Origin of the sequence: Laceyella sediminis, assembly GCF_003003125.1 — a bacterium.
Classification (GTDB): Bacteria; Bacillota; Bacilli; order Thermoactinomycetales; family Thermoactinomycetaceae; genus Laceyella; species Laceyella tengchongensis.
The window spans coordinates 260,052-280,431 of the sequence record NZ_PVTZ01000001.1 but is presented as its reverse complement, the minus strand read 5'-3'; the positions used below and the strand labels follow the sequence as shown (position 1 = coordinate 280,431).

Genomic DNA, 20,380 nt, shown 5'->3' with positions numbered 1-20,380 from the left:
AAAGCAATGTTGTTTGACGCTCATATCCACCTTGAAAAGTATGATGACGATGAAATTGCTACATTGTGCGCCGACCCCTCCCTTGTGGGTATGATCGCCGTGTCCATGGATCATGCCTCCTCACGCCGAACCTTGGCTTTGAAAAAGCGATGTCCAGAAAAAGTATATGCCGCCTGCGGTTTCCACCCTGAGCAACCTATGAAGGAGCAGGAAGCTTTCATGGCTTGGATTGAAGCGAAACAGCAGGAGATCGACGCCATTGGGGAAATCGGCCTGCCTTATTATCTGCGGCGGGAACGACTTGCCCAGGGGAAGGACTGGAATGAGGCTCCATATCTGGCGGCGCTAGACCAATGGCTTCGCTTGGCTGAACGCTTGCACAAACCAGTTGTTTTGCACGGGGTGAGGGAAGATGTGCGGACGATTTTGTCTTATCTTGACCGCTATTCGCTTCCCCGCGTTCAGTTTCACTGGCTGAAGACCGACGAAAACACTTTGTGCCAACTGGCGGAGCGGGGAATCTACGTTTCTTTCACACCGGATCTATTGTATAAGGAAGAAACGCGGAAAATCGCGGCTGCCTATCCACGCCACCTCATATTGCTTGAAACGGATGGGCCTTGGCCGCATGACGGGCCTTGGGCGGGAATGCTCACCCATCCTCGCATGCTGGAACGGGTATTGGACGAACTGGCCATCCTCCGCGGTGAGGAGCGCGAACCGTTGCGAAGGGCGCTCATTGAGAATGCGCGTAGGTTCATCGGGTCAAAGGGATGAGTTCACTACACCGCCGACAAAAACGTAAATCCCCCCGAGGGTGCCGGGGGGATTGGTTATTTCAAGGCGGGTTCAGATTGTTTTAACCCGGCCAAAGCTTCCTGATAGTTGTCGCGCACGATCCCTTTTTCTGTGATGATGGCGCTGATGTAGCGGTGCGGTGTTACATCAAAAGCCGGATTGAACACGTTGGTGCCGCTGGGAGCGACCGGATGGCCGTGAAAATGGGTGATCTCTTCAGGTGCGCGTTCCTCAATCGGGATGGCGTCCCCTGTTGCTGTCTCGAGGTCGATTGTGGACAAGGGAGCGGCGACATAAAATGGAATGCCGAATTCTTTGGCCAAAATCGCCAGCCCCAGTGTGCCGATTTTGTTGGCGGTATCCCCATTGGCCGCCACTCGGTCGCAACCGACGATGACAGCGGAGATCGGTTTGGTGGCTAGCGTGTGGGCGGCCATGCTGTCGCTGATCAGGGTGACATCTACTCCCGCTTGCTGCAATTCCCACACGGTCAGGCGGCTGCCTTGCAACAGGGGACGCGTTTCACAGGCGTAAGCAGACATGTGGATACCGCGTTCTTTAGCTAGATAAAGTGGGGCTAGGGCCGTGCCGTAACGGGCGGTGGCAATCGCCCCCGCATTGCAGATGGTGAGAATGGTATCTCCATCGTTCATAAGCGACAAAGCGTGTTCGCCGATGCGTCTGCACACATCCTCGTCCTCTTTTTGAATGGCGAGCGCTTCGTTTTCTATCAGTTGCCGGGCTTCGGTCACATCGGTAGCCGTTGCCGCTCTGGCGACGACCCGATCCAGCGCCCAGAACAGATTGACCGCCGTGGGGCGGGATGAAGCCAGATAATCGCGCTCCCGCCGCAACGATGCCAAGAAATCAGTCAAATTGGTTGTTGATGTGCGATTGGCCCATACAGCGAGAGCGAAAGCGGCGGCCATGCCGATGGCCGGTGCCCCCCGCACTTTTAACGCCTTGATGCATTCCCATACCTCCGCGGTCGTCGTGCAATGAACATACACAGTATCATGGGGAAGGCGCTGCTGATCCAATATCCGCACATGATCGCCGTGGTACGCAATCGATCTAAGCATGGGCAACCCCCCTGATCGTCTCGGACAAGTGCGTGATCCGCGTCAGTTGCCGGCGTTGCTTGATCAAAACGCTTCCCAAAATGAGCGCTTTGTCTTTTAGGCGTAATTGTGTTTCCTCGTCGGAGATGGAGTCAAGATCAGCCACATGAGCCAACCCGATGGTGCGGCGGATCACTTCACAACCCGCAAAGCCGATGGTATCTTCCAACAAGCGCTCGAAGAAATCATCTTCTACGCCGGCCACCCGCATATAGACATCTTGCCCTTTGGTTTGCCAGAGCTGGGTGAATTGCTCCTTGAACTGCGCCCAAGTTTCTTCGATCACTTCCAGCAGATACTTTTGGAACGTCCGCCGTTGTTGCGGATCCGGGCTGTGGTGGAAGTGCGAGAGATAATTGAGCGCAAGATTGGCAAAGAATTGCCCGATGTCAAAAGCGATGGGACCATAATAGGCGAATTCGGGATCGATCACCTTGGTCGAATCAGTGGTGACAAAGATGCTGCCGGTGTGCAAATCCCCATGCACCAGTGCTTCAGCTCGGGTTAGGAAAGCATGTTTCAACTTCGCGGTTTCCCGTTTCAGTTCCAGATCGTTCCACAGCGCATCGACAGAAGATTGCAATGCTTCTGGGAAATCGTTGGTTTCGTGATTGAAGAAAGGATCGGTGAACACCAAGTCTTCGGTGATTTTGCACAATTCCGGATTGATAAACGCCCGCACCTGTTCCTTTTTGTCCATGGGACTAAGGAAGAAATCGCTGGTGTGAAACAGCGTTTGCGCCAAGAAAGTAGCGATGTGCTCAGCCAGCTTGGGGTAGACCTGCCCTTGTATCAAGCCTTTGCGGAGAATCACATGATCGGAGAGGTCCTCCATGACTGTGCAAGCCAAGCGCTCGTCGGTATGGTGCACTTTGGGGACAAGCGCCGGCACGTACTCTGCCGCTCTGCGCAGCGCCTCGCTCTCAATCCGGGCACGGTCTAAGGTCAGCGGCCAGCTTTCGCCGACGACTTTGGCGTAGGGCAAGGCTTGCTTGACGATCAAAGACTTGCCTGTAGCTGGTTCTACCACATGAAAGACGTAGTTTAAGTTCCCATCACCGATTTCTTTGATCTCCAATTGATTCACATCAGCAAAATGGTTTAACGGCGCGACGACTTGAACCACTGTTTCCGTTGTCAAGGGATGGTATCCTGCATTGGCGTGCCCGCCCATTGGAAATCCTCCTTTGGGCATATAAAAAGAGCCTCTTCCTATCAGAGGCTCGGATCATTCGTTCCAAGCCTCTTATCTCGCAAAACGGGATGTTTTGCTGGAATTAGCACCGTGCCTTGCGTGGTTTGTACCACGGCTCCCTCCTGTTGACGGGCGCCCCATCTCACGATGGTATTACGGTCGGTTGCTGGGCTTCATCGGGCCATTTCCCTCCACCTGCTCTGGATAAGAGACTACTTCCATATGCCGTTGTCTTTAGATTGATAAGGGAATGATACACCCTCACGCAGATCATTGTCAATCATATTCATTCATTTCGGATGCGATTAGTTTTATTTGGCGATTCTTTAGATTTTTTTCACAAAGGCCATTCCTTAGCCAAGGTGTTTTAATATAATTCCGGGCGCCGGTCACTGAAAATGGGGATGCGCTTACGGATTTGTGGGACCTGCGCAAGATCGATCTCCGCCAGCAGGGTTTCTTCCTCAGGGCCTGCTTCGGCCACGATCTCTCCCCAGGGGTCGATGATGAGTGAATGGCCGGCAAAAGTATTGTCGGGATCACTCCCCACACGGTTGCACGCGATGACGTAGCATTGATTTTCGATTGCCCGGGTGATGAGCAGATGACGCCAATGGGCGAGCCGTGGCATTGGCCATTCAGCGACGACGAACAGCACCTGTGCGCCAGCAACGACATGCTTTCTGATCCACTCGGGAAAGCGAATGTCATAACAGATGACCCCGGCGCATGGAATGCCATCTAGCGCGAAGGAACCCATTTGCTCGCCGGGCTGAAGGTATTTCTCTTCGTTCATCAGGCGAAAGAGGTGCACCTTGCGGTATTCACCCACTTGTTCACCACGGCGGTCAAAGGCGATGAGTGTGTTCCAGGTGCCTTCTCCTTGTCGTTCGGCGACTGAACCGGCAATGATGTGCACGCCGTGTTGCCGAGCGAGCTGGGACATGAACGCTTTGGTCTTCATAGCCATCGGATCGGCGATCTCATCCAAACGGGTCAAATCATAACCGGTGGTCCACAATTCCGGCAAGATGATCACATCCGGTTTGTCGGCGGCCGCGGCGGCAATATTTTGTTCAGCCACGGCCATGTTTCGTTCCGGTTGCCCGAAGGCGATATCCATTTGGATCACAGCACATTTCCATTTCATAGGAGATGCATCCTCCCAAAAAAGACTTTGACAGATTCCCCACAACGATATAACATAACTGATTAGAATTTCAAGAACATTTCCCAGAGAGTGGATGTGAGAATCTTGAGCAAATTTCAACGTGCGGAAGCGTTGGATCGCTTGCCGGAGCAATTTTTCGCCCGCTTGGTTGGTCAAGTCGGCCGTCTGCAGGCGCAAGGGCATGACGTGATCAATCTGGGTCAAGGCAATCCTGATTTGCCGACTCCCCCGCATATCGTGGATGCGTTGAAGCGGGCTGCCGATAATCCGCAACATCACAAATATCCGCCGTTTCGAGGCCACGCGTTCCTCAAGGAGGCGGTTGCGCAATTTTACTTACGGGAGTACGGGGTGAAGCTAAATCCCGAAACGGAAGTGGCGGTGCTGTTTGGTGGCAAAGCAGGGTTGGTGGAGATCTCGCAATGTTATCTCAACCCTGGTGATGTCGCATTGGTGCCCGATCCGGGCTATCCCGATTATTGGTCGGGGATTGCCATGGCTGGTGCTGAGATGGCGCTGATGCCGTTGTTGGCTGAAAATCGGTTTTTGCCTGATTTTGCTGCTATTGATGAGAAAGTGTGGGACAAGGCGAAGCTGATGTTCCTCAATTATCCCAACAACCCGACAGGCGCCGTCGCCAACGCCGAATTTTTCGCCGAAGTGGTGAACCGGGCCGAGCGGCACGATGTGCTGGTCGTTCATGATTTCGCGTACGCCGCGATCGGTTTTGACGGATTGAAGCCAATGAGCTTTTTAGAGACGCCGGGTGCCAAAGAGGTAGGCATTGAGATTTACACGATGAGCAAAACCTACAACATGGCCGGTTGGCGCATCGGATTTGCGGTGGGGAATGAGCAGGTGATTGAGAGCATTCAGTTGCTACAAGACCATTTTTATGTCAGCTTGTTCGGTGCCATCCAGCAGGCAGCGGCGACCGCGCTGACGGGTTCGCAGGATTGTGTGCGGGAATTGGTGACCACATACGAAAGACGCCGCGATGCTTTTATCGACCGGTTGCGTGAGCACGGATGGCAGGTGGAAAAGCCGGCTGGCTCCTTCTTCTGTTGGCTTCCGGTGCCGGAGGGGCATACCTCACTCTCGTTTGCTAACTTGCTGTTGGAACGCGCCCATGTCGCCGTCGCTCCTGGGCTGGGCTTCGGACAGGCGGGGGATGGCTATGTGCGGGTGGGCATGCTGGACAGTGAGAAGCGCTTGATTGAGGCTGCTGACCGGATGGCGGCGTGTTGCCCTGCGAAAAACGGATTGACATAGGCGCATGGTTATGTGATAATGACGGGGAAAATTGAAAATTGAAACGGAATTATGTTATTTCTCTCATCAAGAGCCGGCGGAGGGACGAGCCCGATGAAGCCCAGCAACCGACCGTAATGCCATCGCGAGATGGGGCGCCCGATAAGATCAGGGAGCCGTGGTCCATAACCACGAAGGCACGGTGCTAATTCTTGCAGCAAATCAGCTGAGAGATGGGAGGAAGTGGAGTCTGTGGATCATCCCTTCCTCGCGAAGGGTTTTTTTATTTGTGAGGAGTGAGTGGTATGGGTCATGTGGTGGCGACATATCTTGTGCATGAGCAAAAAGCCGACTTGCACAAAAAAGCGGAGAGCATCGCACTGGGGCTTACGGTCGGTTCGTGGACCAATCTGCCGACGATTGAGCAGGCTCAATTGGAGCGACATAAGGGAGAAGTGGTGGAAGTGGCCCCGCTCCCGACTGACGGCGAGGGCACAAAAGGGCTGATTCGAATCAAATATCCTGCGGCCAATTTCTCCTTAGACCTGCCAGCGATCTTGACCACGGTATTTGGCAAGCTCTCGCTTGACGGTGAAATCAAATTGGTGGATCTCACCTTCTCCCCGGAGGTGGCAAGTGCCTTTCCGGGACCGCGATATGGCATTGACGGCATCCGGGAGACGCTCGGCGTGACGGGCAGACCGTTGGTGATGAGCATCTTCAAGGCCATGTTGGGCCGGGATCTGTCCTATTTCCAACAGCAGTTGCGCGAGCAAGCCCTGGGAGGCATTGACTTAGTCAAAGATGATGAGATATTGTTCGACAACCCCCTGACCCCTTTTAAAGAGAGGATTCGCGCGGCCAAGGAAGTGCTTGGCGCCACAGAGGCGGAAACAGGGCACAAGACCTTGTACGCGGTGAATCTGACCGGACGCACATCCGAATTGAAGGAAAAAGCGAAGCGGGCGGTTGAATGGGGGGCTGATGCCCTGTTGTTTAACGTGTTTGCCTATGGGCTGGATGTGCTCACCGAATTGGCGGAAGACGAGGAAATCACTGTGCCGATCATGGCTCATCCCGCCGTTTCTGGCGCGTTTACCGCTTCATCCCGTTATGGTCTAGACCGGGCGCTTTTGTTGGGCAAGCTCTTGCGTATGGCCGGGGCCGACTTGGTCTTGTTCCCATCCCCTTACGGAAGCGTTGCTATCCCACAGCAGGATGCGTTGGCGATTAAAGAGCACTTGTTGGCGGAATCGGATATTCACCGCCGGGCGTTTCCTGTTCCTTCTGCCGGGATTCATCCGGGATTGGTACCTGCACTGGTGCGGGATTTCGGCATAGATTGTGTCATCAACGCGGGAGGAGGCGTACATGGTCACCCTGACGGAGCAGTGGGCGGCGGTCGCGCGTTTCGGCAAGCGATTGAAGTGGTGTTGGCTGGTGGAGAGCTGAGTGAGGTAGACGATGCCCGGCCGGAGCTGGCCAAGGCGCTATCTTTGTGGGGAGGAGCGGGGCGGTCATGAGCAAGCAACCGATCTTGTTTTGCGATTTCGATGGCACAGTGACAGAGACAGACAATATCATCGCCATCATGAAAAAGTTTAATCCGCCCGGTTGGGAGGCGATCAAGGAGGATGTGTTGGCCCAGCGCCGGTCGATTCGTTCAGGCGTAGGGGAAATGTTTGCCATGTTGTCCTCCTCCTTGAAAGAGGACATCGTGCGGTTCGTGCTGGAACATGCCCGCCTGCGCAGTGGATTTCCCGAGTTTGTCCGTTTTGCCCAAGACAATGGTATTCCGTTGTACATTGTCAGCGGAGGCATTGATTTCTTTGTCCATCCCATGCTGGAAGGGCTTGTAGATCAGGCCAACATTTACTGCAATGGCAGTGACTTCAGCGGGGAGACGATCCGCATCTTGTGGCCCCACGCCTGTGATGAAAGTTGCCAAAATGATTGCGGCTTGTGCAAACCGGCCATTCTGAAACAGTATCCCAAAGAGCGGTACCATCGCATCGTCATCGGCGATTCCATCACTGATCTAGCCGCGGCCAAACAGGCAGATGAGGTGTTTGCACGCGATTTCCTAGTAAAGAAATGTGAAGAGTTGGCCATCGCCCACACACCCTTTAACACGTTTTACGATATCATCTCATCCCTTGAGCAAAAGGGGGTTGTCGCATGAGTGTAGTGGCCCGAAAATGGCAGGAGTTGGCTGAAATCAAAGATGAGTTGGCCGGCCGGGACTGGTTTCCCGGAACCAGCGGTAATTTGTCGATCAAGGTGAACGACGATCCTCTGCAATTTCTAGTCAGCGCCAGTGGCAAGGACAAGCGCAAACGGACGATGGAAGATTTCCTGCTAGTCGATGGCGAGGGAAGGGCGGTGGAAGACACCGGATTAAAGGCGTCCGCGGAAACCTGTATCCATCTGGAGGTGTACCGCAACACAACCGCGGGATGTTGTTTGCATGTGCATACGGTGGACAACAATGTCGTGTCTGAACTGTATGCAGAGCAAGGGTTTGTCACTTTTCGCAATCAGGAACTGATCAAGGCGTTTGGTATCTGGGAAGAGGATGGCGAGATCACCGTACCGATTGTGGAGAATTTCGCCGATCTGCCCACGTTGGCCAAAGAAGTGGCCAGGGTGATCGAAACCAACACCAAAGCGGTGTTGATTCGCAACCATGGTGTCACCGTATGGGGCAAAGACGGATTTGAAGCGAAGAAACATTTGGAAGCATTGGAATTTCTGTTTTCTTACCATTTAAAAATGTTGATGTTGCAACCGCGGTGGACGGCTTCCCCCGCGACTGCGGCTCACGCATAGGAGGAATGGATCATGGCAGAATTGCGTTTTCATGACAACGATCAGAGAGTGAGCCACCCCGATGAGGTGAGCACATATTTAAACAGCCAAGGCATCATTTATGAAAAATGGGATATTACGAAGCTACCCGCGCGGCTCAGTGAAAAATACAATTTGGACGAGGAAGAGAAAGCGGAGATCATCCAAACGTTCCGGAAAGAGATCGATGATTTGTCGGCACGGCGGGGCTATGTGACTGAGGATGTGATTTCTTTGTCCGACGCCACCCCCAACTTGGATCAGCTATTGGAAAACTTCAAAGCCGAACATCACCATACCGATGATGAAGTGCGGTTTATTGTGAGCGGCCACGGCATTTTTGCGATTAAGGGGCAGGATGGCCGGTATTTCGATGTAGAGCTGGAACCAGGTGATCTGATTTCGGTGCCGGAAAACACCCGCCATTATTTTACGTTGATGGCAGATCGGAAAGTGGTGGCGGTGCGCATCTTTAAAACCAAAGAAGGTTGGACACCGATCTATTAACCAAAAAGCAGCTTCCCTCATAGGAGAGAAGCTGCTTTTTCGTAGATTCAAAATTGAAACGAAGATTCCCCGTCTTGGTGATCCAAGTCAAGCGGATGGCTTAATGTATCTGGTTCGTCATTCAGCTTTTTCAAACAAGATTGGCAAACCAAGACGTTTTTACCTTCCTTCGTCAAACGCGCTTCGTATTTGGCGGCCACTTTTCCGCAGCTTTCACACAGATACGTTTTTTTCATCAGTGATCCCCCCGTAAATACTCATCAGTTTACATGCCATGCAAATGGGAGTGAGCCCGAACGGTCAGCTGGGAAAGCATCCGAGTATAATAAGAATTATTTTCCCGGAACATTTTCTGTTTAAACCAAATTGTATTGATCACATTTGAAAAATTTTTATGCGTGTGTAAATGATTCGTTTCGTTATAATAAAAGTTAGTGATATCTTATGACTACATAAATTCATTGGCAGTTCGGCCATGGTATAGGAGTGTTTTGATGATGGAACGCAAATGGGAAAACATCTCGCAATGGTTGAAACAGGAAGGGGTAGAGATGGCGTTTGTCCATTCCACGCCGAATGTTTTCTATCTCACCCGCTTCTTGTGCGATCCCCATGAACGGTTGATGGGCGTCTTTCTGTTTCCGGAAGCGGATCCGTTCCTCGTTTGCCCAAAGATGGAGCAAGCACGGGCGCGGGCGGCTGGCTGGACTGAACAGATCATCGGTTACGATGATGCGGAAGATCCGTGGTTGATGATTGGCGAGGCGCTAAGCAAGCGGGGAATCGAGCGCAATGCCACTATTGCGGTCGAAAAAGAGTCGTTGCCCTACGCTCGTGCAGAAGCGCTACTCGGCGTCGTGCCTGGGGCGTCTTTCACGGCAGTGGACGCACTGATCAACCAAATGCGTTTGGTGAAAAGTGCGGATGAGCTGGGCATTTTGAGGCAGGCGGCTTTGATTGCCGATGAGGCAGTGCAAGTGGGCTTGGATGCGCTTCGGCTGGGCCGCACCGAGTTGGAAGTCGTGGCTGAGATCGAATTGGCGATGAAGAAAAAAGGAATCCGGGAAATGTCCTTTCCCACCACCATCCTGTTTGGAGCCAACTCTGCTTTGCCCCACGGCACACCTGGTGACCGGCCGCTGAAAAAAGGCGACTTTGTCCTGTTTGACTTGGGCGTCGTATTGGATGGTTATTGCTCTGATATAACGCGCACGTTTGTATACCAGGAAGCCAGCGAGGAACAACGCACCATCTATGACGCCGTTCTGACTGCGCAAGAGGCGGCGATCAATGTGTGCCGCCCTGGTGTGCGGATGGGTGATGTGGACTTGGTAGCCCGCAACCTCATCAGCGAACGCGGTTACGGCGAGTATTTTAACCACCGCCTCGGCCATGGCCTGGGGATTGGTGTGCATGAATTTCCTTCTATCCATGAACGGAACGACGATCCGTTGTTGACCGGCATGGTGTTTACCATTGAGCCGGGCATTTATGTTCCGGAAGTGGGCGGCGTCCGGATTGAAGATGATGTTCACATCACGGCGGATGGAGTGGAGTTGTTGACCCGGTTCCCGAAAACGTTCCAAATCATCGATTAACGATAGGTAAACCATATCACGAATTGCCAGCGGCGCACTACCATTTTGTCAGATGATGTGACAAGCGCGTTGCAAATGGCGCCAAGAGGAGGCGAGCATGGCACAATAGAATGTCCTGTTCGCCACCTCTTTTTGGTTTGCAAAACACCAAGTTGTAAGGGGGCGCGGCTGTGGTGATCTCATTTTATCGCGTGAACGATCCATATGGCTGTTTTTCTAATTTTTCCGCACATCCGATTGTGCTAGATGGGAAGGAATGGCCAACAACCGAGCACTATTTTCAGGCGCAAAAGTTTGTGACGACCGCGCCAGATTATGCAGAAAAGATCCGGTTGGCGCCGTCCCCCATGAAGGCGGCGCAATGGGGGCGTTCCCGAAAAGCGCCTTTACGACCAGATTGGGAGTCGGTGAAAGACGATGTGATGCGGCGTGCGGTTTATGCCAAGTTTAAGAGCCATCCGGAGATTCGTGACGTTTTGTTGGCGACAGGTGAAGAGAAGATCGTGGAGTTGACGACTACGGATATGTATTGGGGCATTGGCAGTGATGGTACGGGAAAAAATCGATTGGGTGTCATTTTGATGGAGGTGCGTGAGCGTCTGCGTCAAGAGTTGACGTAGCCCACATGGCCAAAGACAACGGTTGGCTTGCTCGCTATTACTTGTCGAAACGTGTCATGGGTTGTTCACTATCACCTGCTCTTGTGACCTGCTAAAATAAAATGGTGAGATCATGAAATGGGTTGTGCGGTGAAAAACAATCATGCGCGTTGGTATCAACACACATGATTGTGAAAGAATAGACAGAACGGAAGATGTGGGGATGATTCTAGAAGTGTGCGGGCACGCCAATTGTTGGGAGATGCACCGGAAGGTGCCTGATGTGATATACTGATTCTAGAATCCCTAAAAAATGAAATCTTGTGCAATCATGAATATAAATGCGCGTGTAAACGTTTTGTAGGTAGGCTAACAAGACAGCAGGGAGTGGACTTATGCTACAAATTGCTTTGGATTTTTTGGCTAAATGTGGAATGTGGGGGCTATTTGTGGCCACGGCGATTGAAGCGTCGTCGTTGCCCTTTCCAGGAGCTCTTTTCGTTCTGATCTACGGTTACCTGATGGATGTTAGCCCATGGACCCTCGTCCTGATCTCCGCTATCAATAGTTTTGTATACGTTGCGTTCAGTTTAATTCCTTTTTATCTTGGCACCCGGATTGAGAAGTTTTCCAAAAAGAAATTTGACCAGAAAAAAATTGAAAAAGCGCAAATGTGGTTCCAAAAATACGGGGAATGGAGCATCACCCTGTCCCGCCCAACCGGGTTTGGTAACTATATTTCTTATATTTCGGGTATGAGCCGCATTTCACTGTGGCGCTTTATCGCGTTTAGTTATCTGGGGGTTTTTCCGTGGAACACCGTTTTGCTGTTTGTCGGGCGAAAGGGGAATTTGGACACGGTTCAGCATTTTCTTGATCTCATGCAGAAATTTGGTTACATTTTGGCAGGCGTGGTCGCCTTGGCGTTTGGCGTCTGGTATCTCTTCAAAAAAAATAAGCAGAGTACGCAATGTGAAAAAGGCTGAACTGGCAAAGGGGCCAACGGAGCGTGTAAAACCAGCGAACATGTTGTTTGCTGGTTTTTTAGTTGGCAGGATGGCATTTGTCTTGCCCATGATCCAGCATGCAACTGGAGCGAGGAAAAAGGTGATGACTTCGAGTTTATGTAATGTTTGATGAGAACGGGAAGAACAGCTTGCATCCTGCGTTCATAAACAGCAAAATAAGAGGGAGACAATTGAGTTGGAGGAATGGATTTATGGCTACATACCGATTGGAACGAGTTGGAGAAATGCTTGAAGATAAAGGATACAATGTGATAGAGACGGAAGCGGAAGAAGTGATCGCTTGGTTCCAGTACTTGTCCGACGCGGACTTGTTTCTGGCGGTTCTCGCCGAAAAAGAGCGGATGGATGCGGAGAAGGGACAATCTTCGTAACAGTGAACCTGATGAATCACCACCGCGTCGGCACGTGTGGATGCTTCTAGTCAGATCGGCGAATGTCCGGTCTTTTTGTTTTTTGCAACCCTTGGTTGCGCTGTGATATATTTATTGCCGACAAGTCTCAAGGTGGACGGTGTGAGATGTGCTAAAATTCATGGTACCTGATCAGTTTGCACAGTCGATATACGTCATTGATTATGAGGAATTGAAACGGAGAGGTGTCAAGGGAATCATTGTCGATTTGGACAACACGTTGGTCGAATCGACGCGACCTGACGCCACCCCGCGGTTAGTCGCTTGGCTAGATGAGTTGCGGGATATGGGTTTTAATGTGATGATTGTGTCCAACAACAACCGGACACGTGTGGCCCATTTCGCTGATCCGTTGGGGCTTCCGTACATCCATGCGGCAAAGAAGCCTTTGTTGTCCGCTTTCCGAAAAGCGCTGGAGCGGATGGGCACCAAACGGGAGGAGACGGTGGTGATCGGGGACCAGTTGTTAACCGATGTATTCGGGGGCAACCGCATGGGTTTGTATACCATCCTCGTTGCGCCAGTTTCAAACATCGATGGGTTCTTCACGAGAATTAATCGCCGTGTGGAGCGCTTCGTGTTTAGCTTGCTGAAGCGGAAAGGCCATGTGCGGTGGGAGCGTTCCAATAAAGGTGAATCAACGTAGAAAGCAAGGTGGAAAGACGATTGAACGACATGCATGAGTTTCGTTGTGAAGGATGCGGGGTCGCTATTCAGAGCGAAGACCCCAAACGGGTTGGTTATGCCCCGGCTCAGGCGCTCAATCGGGAGTCGGTGTTGTGCCAACGGTGTTTCCGCATCCGGCATTATGGTCAGATTGAAGCGGTGGAGCAAGATCCCGATGCGTATTATCGGTTGTTGGATGCGATTGCATCGACGGATAGCTTGGTGGTGTTGGTGGTCGACTTGTTTGACTTCGCCGGGAGTTGGATTCCGGGATTGCATCGCCGCATTGGGAATAACCCGTTATTGCTGGTTGCTAACAAGGTGGACTTGTTCCCCCCTTCGACCAAATGGGGGCGTTTGCGGGAATGGGTGTACCAGTCCGCGCGGGACATGGGGGTTCATCCCGTAGAAGTTATCATGTGCAGTGCTGCCAAGGGTATGAAAATGCGCGATGCTGTTCAAGCGATTGAGTATCATCGCCGTGGGCGGGATGTGTACATAGTTGGTACAACCAACGTAGGAAAATCTACGTTTATTAACGGTCTGATCAAAGAGGTTACCGAAGAGGGCGAGGATGTGATTACCACCTCACCTTACCCCGGCACGACATTGGACGCCATTCGCATTCCGCTGGATGACGGGAAAGAAATTATCGACACGCCGGGGATCGTCCGCAAAGACCGCGTGAGCGAGTGGGTTGAGCCCAAAGAGCTGAAGTTGGTCGTGCCTCAATCCACACTCAAACCAAAAGTTTATCAGCTGAACGAAGAGCAAACGCTGTTCTTCGGGGGATTTGCCCGGTTTGACTTTGTGCGCGGGCCAAAGCAACCGTTTGTCTGTTATTTATCCAACCGGCTGTACGTTCATCGGACAAAATTGGCGCAAGCCGATGACATCTGGCGGAAGCATCGCGGTGGCTTGCTGACGCCGCCCCGCAATCCGGAGGCGTTGCCAAGATGGAAGAAACATACGATCCATTTAAATGGCCGCCAAAAGCAGGATATCGTGATTTCCGGATTGGGTTGGGTCGCGTGCGGCAAGGAAAAAGCTACGCTGGAAGTGTGGGCGCCGGAAGGGATACAGGTGACGACACGTCCGGCATTGATCTGACGCGGGCTGTCGGGCAAGCATGAAGAGATCGCATCTCTCAAGGGGGAAGAGGAATGGGGTTCATTGACAGCCATACAGGGTTGCTCGGTTTACTCGGTGATCCGGTGAGTCATTCCAAATCGCCGGTTATGATGAATGCGGCATTGGCCGAACTGAAGGCTCCGTACGCATACTTGGCGTTCCGGGTTTCCCCATCCGCGCTGGAGGAGGCAGTGAGGGGATTACGGGCGCTAGATGTGAAGGGATGGAATGTTACCATCCCGCACAAAGTGGCGATCATGGAACATTTGGACGGATTGGATGAAACAGCTCGGGAGATCGGTGCTGTCAATACCGTGGTGAAGCGGGAAGGCAAGTGGATTGGTTATAACACCGACGGAGCTGGCTATCTTCGCTCCTTGCAGGAACAGGTTTCGTTTGAACCGGCGGAGCAACGGGTGGTTCTCTTGGGAGCGGGCGGAGCGGCGCGGGCTGTCGGTTATGCACTCGCGGCGGCTGGCGTTTCTTCGATCACCGTCGCCAATCGGACAGTGGCTAAGGCGGAGGAGCTGGCACACCACTTGTCCCGCTATACCCAGACAAAAGCCGTAGCCGTAAATGATTGCCGGCAAGAGATTGAAGCTGCCACGTTGATCGTTAACACCACGTCGGTGGGGATGGTGCCGCAGACGGAGGAGATGCCAATTCCGAGTGAATGGCTCAATGCCCATCATTTGGTGAGCGATCTTGTCTACCATCCGCGCATGACGGCCCTGTTGCAAGCGGCCAAGGCCAAAGGCGCAACCATTCACACCGGTGAAGGCATGCTCCTGCATCAAGCGGCCTTGGCGCTGGAGTTGTGGCTTGGGAAAAAGGCGCCAGTCGAAGTCATGCGCAAGGTGTTGGAAGCCTCTTTGGCGGGAAAAAGGGAACAGAAAGAGTGAATCATCATGAGAGTAGGGATATTTGGCGGAACCTTCGACCCAATTCATCTGGGTCATCTCATCTTGGCGGAACAGGCGCGCGAGGTTGCCGCATTGGATCAGGTTTGGTTTATCCCCGCGGCGGAACCGCCGCACAAATTGGACAAACGGATCTCGGCCAGTAACCACAGGGTCAACATGGTTCGTTTGGCGATCCAACACCATCCTTGCTTTCAACTATCCACGATGGAACTGGAGCGGGAAGGCCCTTCCTATACGCATGACACGGTGCGGATGTTGTCGGAAGCGCATCCAGATGCCCAGTTTTACCTCTTGGTCGGGGCGGACATGGTGAAAGATTTGCCCAATTGGTATAAAATAAAGGAAATCCTGCAATCTGTCCAAGTCATCGGTTTGGGAAGGCCGGGCGTGGAGGTGGAAAGCTTGCCGGTTTACGTGAAAAATCGCCTTCATTGGATACCGGACCCGACGCTGACGAACATTTCCTCCACCATGATCCGCCAGCGTCTCAGTCAAGGGAAATCAGCGCGTTACCTTGTTCCGGATGCCGTTTACCAGTATATGAAGGAGCATGGGTTGTATGGATCTTGAGATTTTATTGCAAGCTACAAAAGAACAGATGCCGATCTCGCGGTGGGAACACACCCTCAGGGTGAGAGATACCGCTTTGCAACTGGCAGACCGGCTGGGCATGGACCCCCATCCCGTGACCGTCGCAAGCATTCTGCATGATTATTGTAAGTTTTGGCCCGACACCGAGCTGGCCGCACGGATTCGGCAATCGGATTTGCCGAAGGACCTGCTCCAATACAACAAAGAATTGTGGCATGGTCCAGTCGCTGCCATCGTGGCCCGCGATCAATTTGGCATAACCGATCCCGATGTGCTTCATGCAATTCAGTACCATACGTCGGGGCGCGAGGGCATGTCCCAGCTCGAAAAAGTGATTTGGCTAGCCGACTATATTGAACCGGCGCGCCAATTTCCGGGATTGGACGAAGTGCGGTTGCTGGCGGAAACGAACTTGGATCAAGCGTTGCTAAAAGCGCTGGAAAATACGATCCAATTCTTGATTCAAAGGAAGCAAAAAGTGTACCCACCGACGCTGTTGGCCCGCAACTGGATGTTGGACCAAGTGGTGCAAACGTAAACGGAATCAAGGGAGGAATTTTTTTGAACGTAGTGGAAATCGCACAATTGGCGGCCACCGCTGCCGAGGAGAAAAAAGCTCAAGATGTGACGGTTCTAGACATTCGCGGAATATCGGGATTTGCCGATTATTTTGTCATCTGCCACGGGAATTCCCAAACGCAGGTGCAAGCGATTGTGACCGGCATCAAAGAGAAAATCGTCGAACTCAACCTACCACTCAAAGGAATCGAAGGATATCAGGATGCTCGCTGGGTTCTTATTGACCTCGGGGATGTGGTTGTGCATGTTTTCCACAAAGATGAGCGTGAATTTTACGGTTTGGAACGACTGTGGGGCGACGCTCAGCAAGTGAAAGTGCAATAAAGCGTTGACACTGATTTTCCCCTTTGCATATAATGATGAAAAACATATGATTTCACAGCTATGATAAGGAGTAGTACTCCGCTTGGCTCAGCACAGAGAGTTGACGGTTGGTGCAAGTCAATCTGAGACAGTGGACGAACTCGCCTTATCGCCCTGGAGGGGAACGGACTTTTAGTACCCTTCAGCGATTCATCCCCGTTACCGGATTTGAGTGAGTACTTGATTTGGTGCTAATTAGGGTGGTACCGCGGGAATTGGTTATCCAACCTCTCGTCCCTAGCTGAGACTAGGGGCGGGAGGTTTTTAATTTTTTAGGACAGGAGCGTACAGGTCATGAGAGAGTATACGCCAAAAGAAATTGAGCGCAAATGGCAACAGGCGTGGCAGGAAGCGCGCCTGCATCATACGGATGAAGATGAGAGCAAACCCAAGTATTACGCACTGGAGCAATTTCCTTACCCTTCCGGCGAAGGGTTGCATATGGGGCATATGCGGGTTTATTCCATCGGTGACGTGGTGGCTCGGTTTCGGCGCATGAACGGCTACCGCGTCTTGCATCCGATGGGGGCGGACGCGTTCGGCTTGCCTGCGGAAAACGCGGCGATCAATCGCGGCATCAATCCTGGAGAGTGGACCTTGTCCAACATGGAGCGCATTCGCAAAGAGCAAGCGCTGATCGGTGCTTCCTATGACTGGGACCGTTATTTGGGCACTTGTCTGCCTGAGTATTATAAGTTTACCCAATGGCTGTTTTTGCTGTTCTATGAGCGGGGATTGGCTTACCGCAAGAAGGCCTTCGTCAATTGGTGCCCCGATTGCAACACGGTACTGGCCAATGAACAGGTGGAAGACGGCAAGTGCTGGCGTTGTGATTCAGAAGTAACCAAAAAAGAGTTGGAACAGTGGTTCTTGCGCATCACCGACTATGCGGAACGCCTGCTGGAAGGGTTGGACCGTCTGCCGGACTGGCCTGACAAGGTGCGAGCGATGCAACGAAATTGGATCGGCAAGAGCGAAGGGGCGCATGTCACATTTACGGTGCCCGAATGTGACGATGAGCCGGTGACCGTCTTCACCACCCGGCCTGACACCCTGTTTGGGGTGACCTACATGGTGGTGGCGCCTGAACATCCCTTGGTGCCTCGTTTGGTGAAAGGCAAAGAAACGGAAGCAGATGTGCTCGCTTTCATCGAACAGATGAAAAAACAATCTGAGATCGAGCGCACTTCCACCGAGGCAGAAAAAGTGGGCTTGTTTACTGGGGCATACGCCAAGCATCCGCTTACGGGAGAAAAAGTACCCATCTGGGTGGCCAATTATGTCCTGATGGATTACGGCACGGGCGCCGTGATGGGAGTGCCTGCGCATGATGAGCGCGATTTCCAATTTGCGTCCAAATACGGATTGCCCATCAAAGTGGTGATTCAACCAGCGGCAGGGGAGCCGTTGCCAGAGCCGTTGACGGAAGCGTATACCGAAGACGGGGTGTTGACCGGTTCAGGAGACTTTGACGGGATGCCTAACCGCCAAGCGGTGAAAGAGATCGCCAAGTTTCTGGAAGAGCGGAAGCAAGGCGGTTGGACGACGACATACCGCTTGCGTGATTGGCTCATCTCCCGTCAACGGTATTGGGGCACGCCCATTCCGATGATTTACTGTGACTCGTGCGGAGCGGTGCCGGTGCCCAAGGAGCAATTGCCGGTCATGTTGCCGGAAGATGTGGTGTTTGATGGAAAGCGCAACCCGCTGACCACTTCGGACACTTTTGTGCAGACGACGTGCCCGCGTTGCGGCAACAAAGCGCGCCGTGAAACAGATACGATGGACACGTTTATCGACTCTTCTTGGTATTTCATGCGTTACACGGACGCGCAAAATGAAAACGAGCCATTTACGCCGGAAAGCGCGGCCAAATGGTTGCCGGTGGATGAATACATCGGTGGTATCGAACATGCGGTGTTGCACTTGCTCTATTCCCGCTTCTTCACCAAGGTTCTCTATGATGCGGGCTTGGTGCCTGTGGACGAACCGTTCAAAAGCTTGTTGACGCAAGGCATGGTGTTGAAAGATGGATTCAAAATGTCGAAATCCAAAGGCAACGTGGTGAGCCCGCTGGAAATCATCGAGAAATATGGTGCGGACACGGCTCGGCTCTTCATCCTGTTCGCGGCTCCGCCTGACCGCGATTTGGAATGGAGCGATTCCGGTGTGGAAGGCAGCTATCGGTTTATCAACCGCGTGTGGCGGCTGATCGCTCAGCATGAAGCGCTGTTTGTGCAAGATATCCCTGTGCAGGGCGAACCGCAAAGCGGCGAGGCGAAAGAACTGCGCCGCCTGATGCATCAAACCATCAAAAAAGTGACTAGCGAGATCGGAGAGCGCAGCCATTTCAACACCGCGATCAGTGCGATTATGGAATTGGTCAATGGGCTGTATGCATATCCCGAGCATGCTGATCGCGCAGTGTTGAAGGAAGCGCTGGAAACGCTGGTGGTCTTGCTAGCCCCGTTCGTGCCGCACGTGACGGAAGAGCTGTGGCAATCGATGGGGAAAGAGGGCAGTGTGCATCGCGTTGACTGGCCCACCTACGATGAACGGGCGTTGGTGCTGGACGAGGTGGAAATCGCTGTGCAGATCAATGGCAAGGTGCGGGACAAATTAGTCGTCGCTACCGGTGCCAGCCGTGAAGAAGTAGAAAAGCAGGCGTTGGAAACCGAGCGCATCCAAGCGTTGATCGAGGGGAAAACAGTGCGCAAAGTCATTGTGGTGCCAGGTAAACTGGTGAATATCGTAGCGAATTAAGGCGGATTCAGCCTAGCAAGAGGCTCCGTTCCCGGTATAAGGGGGCGGAGCCTCTTGTCGTTCTGGAAGCATGCAAGGGGGACGTCAGCCCTATTGTGCAAATGGAGAGAAACGGGTATAGTGTGGGTAATTGGAAAAAAATGTCGGAGCGTGAAGGCGATGGTTTACTGGGGTTGGACACCAAGGGAGAAGGGCTTGGCGATTTCGTTGGCGGGGGTGGTGTTGACGGTGGGGGCAGTCTGGCTGTTTGGACAGGAAGAGAGTCCTGACAGGCAGGAGTGGATGGAATACCCGGTGCAGGCCAATCCGCCCGTGACCGAAAGACCTGAGGCAAACACGAGCAAACAGGCGAGTGAGAAAGCGATTATCATCGATGTCAAAGGAGCGGTGCATAAGCCAGGCATTTATCATTTTAGTACGGAGGCGAGAGTGTATGAGGCGCTGGAGCGCGCTGGTGGGGCGCGGGAAGGGGCTGATCTGGGACGGGTGAATTTAGCTGAGCCGCTCCGGGATGGGATGGTGCTATACATTCCCAAACAAGGGGAGCAGGTGACACCGTTTATGGAAACGGCGAAGGCTGACTCGGCGGATGCCGGCGGGAAGATCAATGTGAACACCGCGACGGTAGAAGAGTTGGACAAGCTGAACGGAATCGGTCCCAGCAAAGCGGAGGCCATCGTCCGATACCGCGAAGAACACGGGCCGTTCCAATCGGTGGAGGACATCGCGCAGGTGCCTGGCATCGGCGCGAAGACAGTGGAGAAATTTCGCGAACAGATCACAGTGCATTAAAGGAAAAAGCGATCCAAGCAAACTGGATCGCTTAAATGTGTAGCACG

At 52.7% G+C, this 20,380-nt stretch carries 22 protein-coding genes, 2 riboswitches and 1 other annotated feature; of the genes, 18 read left to right on the top strand and 4 right to left on the bottom strand.

Features of this window, described 5'->3' with window-relative positions:
• The first annotated feature begins 6 nt into the window (after positions 1-6).
• Positions 7-777: a TatD family hydrolase gene (locus tag CLV36_RS01450; protein WP_106341501.1), complete on the top strand. Its 771-nt coding sequence runs from the start codon at positions 7-9 to the stop codon at positions 775-777.
• 56 nt (positions 778-833) lie between these two features.
• On the opposite strand, the gene mtnA is transcribed toward CLV36_RS01450, so the two are convergent.
• The 3 genes from mtnA to CLV36_RS01435 all read right to left on the bottom strand — a co-directional run bounded on the left by mtnA (position 834) and on the right by CLV36_RS01435 (position 4,264).
• Positions 834-1,880: an S-methyl-5-thioribose-1-phosphate isomerase gene (gene mtnA / locus CLV36_RS01445; RefSeq protein WP_106341500.1), complete on the bottom strand. Its 1,047-nt coding sequence runs from the start codon at positions 1,878-1,880 to the stop codon at positions 834-836.
• Positions 1,873-3,093, bottom strand: a complete 1,221-nt coding sequence (mtnK, locus tag CLV36_RS01440; RefSeq protein ID WP_106341499.1) for an S-methyl-5-thioribose kinase — start codon at positions 3,091-3,093, stop codon at positions 1,873-1,875. Before mtnK ends, mtnA begins: the two co-directional genes overlap by 8 nt.
• A 69-nt stretch (positions 3,094-3,162) precedes the next feature.
• A riboswitch (SAM riboswitch) is annotated at positions 3,163-3,325 on the bottom strand.
• Positions 3,326-3,481: 156 nt separating this feature from the next.
• Complete coding sequence (locus tag CLV36_RS01435) at positions 3,482-4,264, bottom strand: carbon-nitrogen family hydrolase (protein WP_106341498.1); 783 nt, start codon at positions 4,262-4,264, stop codon at positions 3,482-3,484.
• 105 nt (positions 4,265-4,369) lie between these two features.
• Between CLV36_RS01435 and CLV36_RS01430 the strand changes: the two genes are divergently transcribed.
• The 5 genes from CLV36_RS01430 to CLV36_RS01410 all read left to right on the top strand — a co-directional run bounded on the left by CLV36_RS01430 (position 4,370) and on the right by CLV36_RS01410 (position 8,890).
• A complete protein-coding gene (locus CLV36_RS01430; protein ID WP_106341497.1) occupies positions 4,370-5,557 on the top strand; it encodes a pyridoxal phosphate-dependent aminotransferase in 1,188 nt (395 codons plus the stop codon).
• 60 nt (positions 5,558-5,617) lie between these two features.
• Positions 5,618-5,776: riboswitch (SAM riboswitch) on the top strand.
• A 65-nt stretch (positions 5,777-5,841) separates the two neighbouring features.
• Positions 5,842-7,059, top strand: a complete 1,218-nt coding sequence (locus CLV36_RS01425) for a 2,3-diketo-5-methylthiopentyl-1-phosphate enolase (RefSeq protein ID WP_106341496.1) — start codon at positions 5,842-5,844, stop codon at positions 7,057-7,059.
• Entirely contained in the window at positions 7,056-7,718 is a 663-nt protein-coding gene (locus tag CLV36_RS01420) for a 2-hydroxy-3-keto-5-methylthiopentenyl-1-phosphate phosphatase (RefSeq protein WP_106341495.1), read from the top strand. Before CLV36_RS01425 ends, CLV36_RS01420 begins: the two co-directional genes overlap by 4 nt.
• Positions 7,715-8,365 carry a methylthioribulose 1-phosphate dehydratase gene (locus tag CLV36_RS01415; RefSeq protein ID WP_106341494.1) on the top strand — a complete coding sequence of 217 codons (651 nt, stop codon included), beginning with the start codon at positions 7,715-7,717 and terminating at the stop codon, positions 8,363-8,365. The genes CLV36_RS01420 and CLV36_RS01415 overlap by 4 nt, the downstream gene beginning before the upstream one ends.
• 12 nt (positions 8,366-8,377) lie before the next feature.
• Complete coding sequence (locus tag CLV36_RS01410; protein WP_106341493.1) at positions 8,378-8,890, top strand: 1,2-dihydroxy-3-keto-5-methylthiopentene dioxygenase; 513 nt, start codon at positions 8,378-8,380, stop codon at positions 8,888-8,890.
• A 47-nt stretch (positions 8,891-8,937) separates the two neighbouring features.
• Here CLV36_RS01410 and CLV36_RS01405 read toward each other — a convergent pair whose 3' ends face one another.
• On the bottom strand, positions 8,938-9,126 hold the full coding sequence (locus CLV36_RS01405; protein WP_106341492.1) for a hypothetical protein: 189 nt from the start codon (positions 9,124-9,126) through the stop codon (positions 8,938-8,940).
• A gap of 261 nt (positions 9,127-9,387) precedes the next feature.
• On the opposite strand from CLV36_RS01405, the gene CLV36_RS01400 reads away from it, so the two are divergent.
• The 12 genes from CLV36_RS01400 (at position 9,388) to CLV36_RS01345 (ending at position 20,333) form a co-directional block, all read left to right on the top strand.
• Positions 9,388-10,488: a M24 family metallopeptidase gene (locus CLV36_RS01400; RefSeq protein ID WP_106341675.1), complete on the top strand. Its 1,101-nt coding sequence runs from the start codon at positions 9,388-9,390 to the stop codon at positions 10,486-10,488.
• Positions 10,489-10,658: 170 nt separating this feature from the next.
• Entirely contained in the window at positions 10,659-11,108 is a 450-nt protein-coding gene (locus CLV36_RS01395) for a riboflavin biosynthesis intermediates N-glycosidase (protein WP_106341491.1), read from the top strand.
• 374 nt (positions 11,109-11,482) lie between these two features.
• A complete protein-coding gene (locus CLV36_RS01390; protein ID WP_106341490.1) occupies positions 11,483-12,073 on the top strand; it encodes a DedA family protein in 591 nt (196 codons plus the stop codon).
• 212 nt (positions 12,074-12,285) lie between these two features.
• On the top strand, positions 12,286-12,486 hold the full coding sequence (locus tag CLV36_RS01385) for a hypothetical protein (protein WP_146130568.1): 201 nt from the start codon (positions 12,286-12,288) through the stop codon (positions 12,484-12,486).
• Between the two features lie 160 nt (positions 12,487-12,646).
• Complete coding sequence (locus tag CLV36_RS01380) at positions 12,647-13,171, top strand: YqeG family HAD IIIA-type phosphatase (protein ID WP_106341674.1); 525 nt, start codon at positions 12,647-12,649, stop codon at positions 13,169-13,171.
• A gap of 29 nt (positions 13,172-13,200) precedes the next feature.
• Positions 13,201-14,301, top strand: coding sequence for a ribosome biogenesis GTPase YqeH (gene yqeH, locus CLV36_RS01375; RefSeq protein ID WP_181352791.1), 1,101 nt, complete (start codon positions 13,201-13,203; stop codon positions 14,299-14,301).
• 53 nt (positions 14,302-14,354) lie between these two features.
• Positions 14,355-15,224, top strand: a complete 870-nt coding sequence (locus CLV36_RS01370) for a shikimate dehydrogenase (protein WP_106341487.1) — start codon at positions 14,355-14,357, stop codon at positions 15,222-15,224.
• A 6-nt stretch (positions 15,225-15,230) separates the two neighbouring features.
• Positions 15,231-15,815 carry a nicotinate-nucleotide adenylyltransferase gene (locus CLV36_RS01365; RefSeq protein WP_106341486.1) on the top strand — a complete coding sequence of 195 codons (585 nt, stop codon included), beginning with the start codon at positions 15,231-15,233 and terminating at the stop codon, positions 15,813-15,815.
• Positions 15,805-16,374: a bis(5'-nucleosyl)-tetraphosphatase (symmetrical) YqeK gene (gene yqeK / locus CLV36_RS01360; RefSeq protein WP_106341485.1), complete on the top strand. Its 570-nt coding sequence runs from the start codon at positions 15,805-15,807 to the stop codon at positions 16,372-16,374. The genes CLV36_RS01365 and yqeK overlap by 11 nt, the downstream gene beginning before the upstream one ends.
• A gap of 23 nt (positions 16,375-16,397) precedes the next feature.
• Positions 16,398-16,739, top strand: a complete 342-nt coding sequence (gene rsfS / locus CLV36_RS01355) for a ribosome silencing factor (RefSeq protein ID WP_022736699.1) — start codon at positions 16,398-16,400, stop codon at positions 16,737-16,739.
• A gap of 51 nt (positions 16,740-16,790) precedes the next feature.
• Positions 16,791-17,020 (top strand) — a binding site (T-box leader).
• A gap of 52 nt (positions 17,021-17,072) precedes the next feature.
• Positions 17,073-19,541, top strand: a complete 2,469-nt coding sequence (gene leuS / locus CLV36_RS01350) for a leucine--tRNA ligase (RefSeq protein WP_106341484.1) — start codon at positions 17,073-17,075, stop codon at positions 19,539-19,541.
• Between the two features lie 159 nt (positions 19,542-19,700).
• Positions 19,701-20,333, top strand: coding sequence for a helix-hairpin-helix domain-containing protein (locus CLV36_RS01345; RefSeq protein ID WP_146130567.1), 633 nt, complete (start codon positions 19,701-19,703; stop codon positions 20,331-20,333).
• Positions 20,334-20,380: the final 47 nt, after the last annotated feature.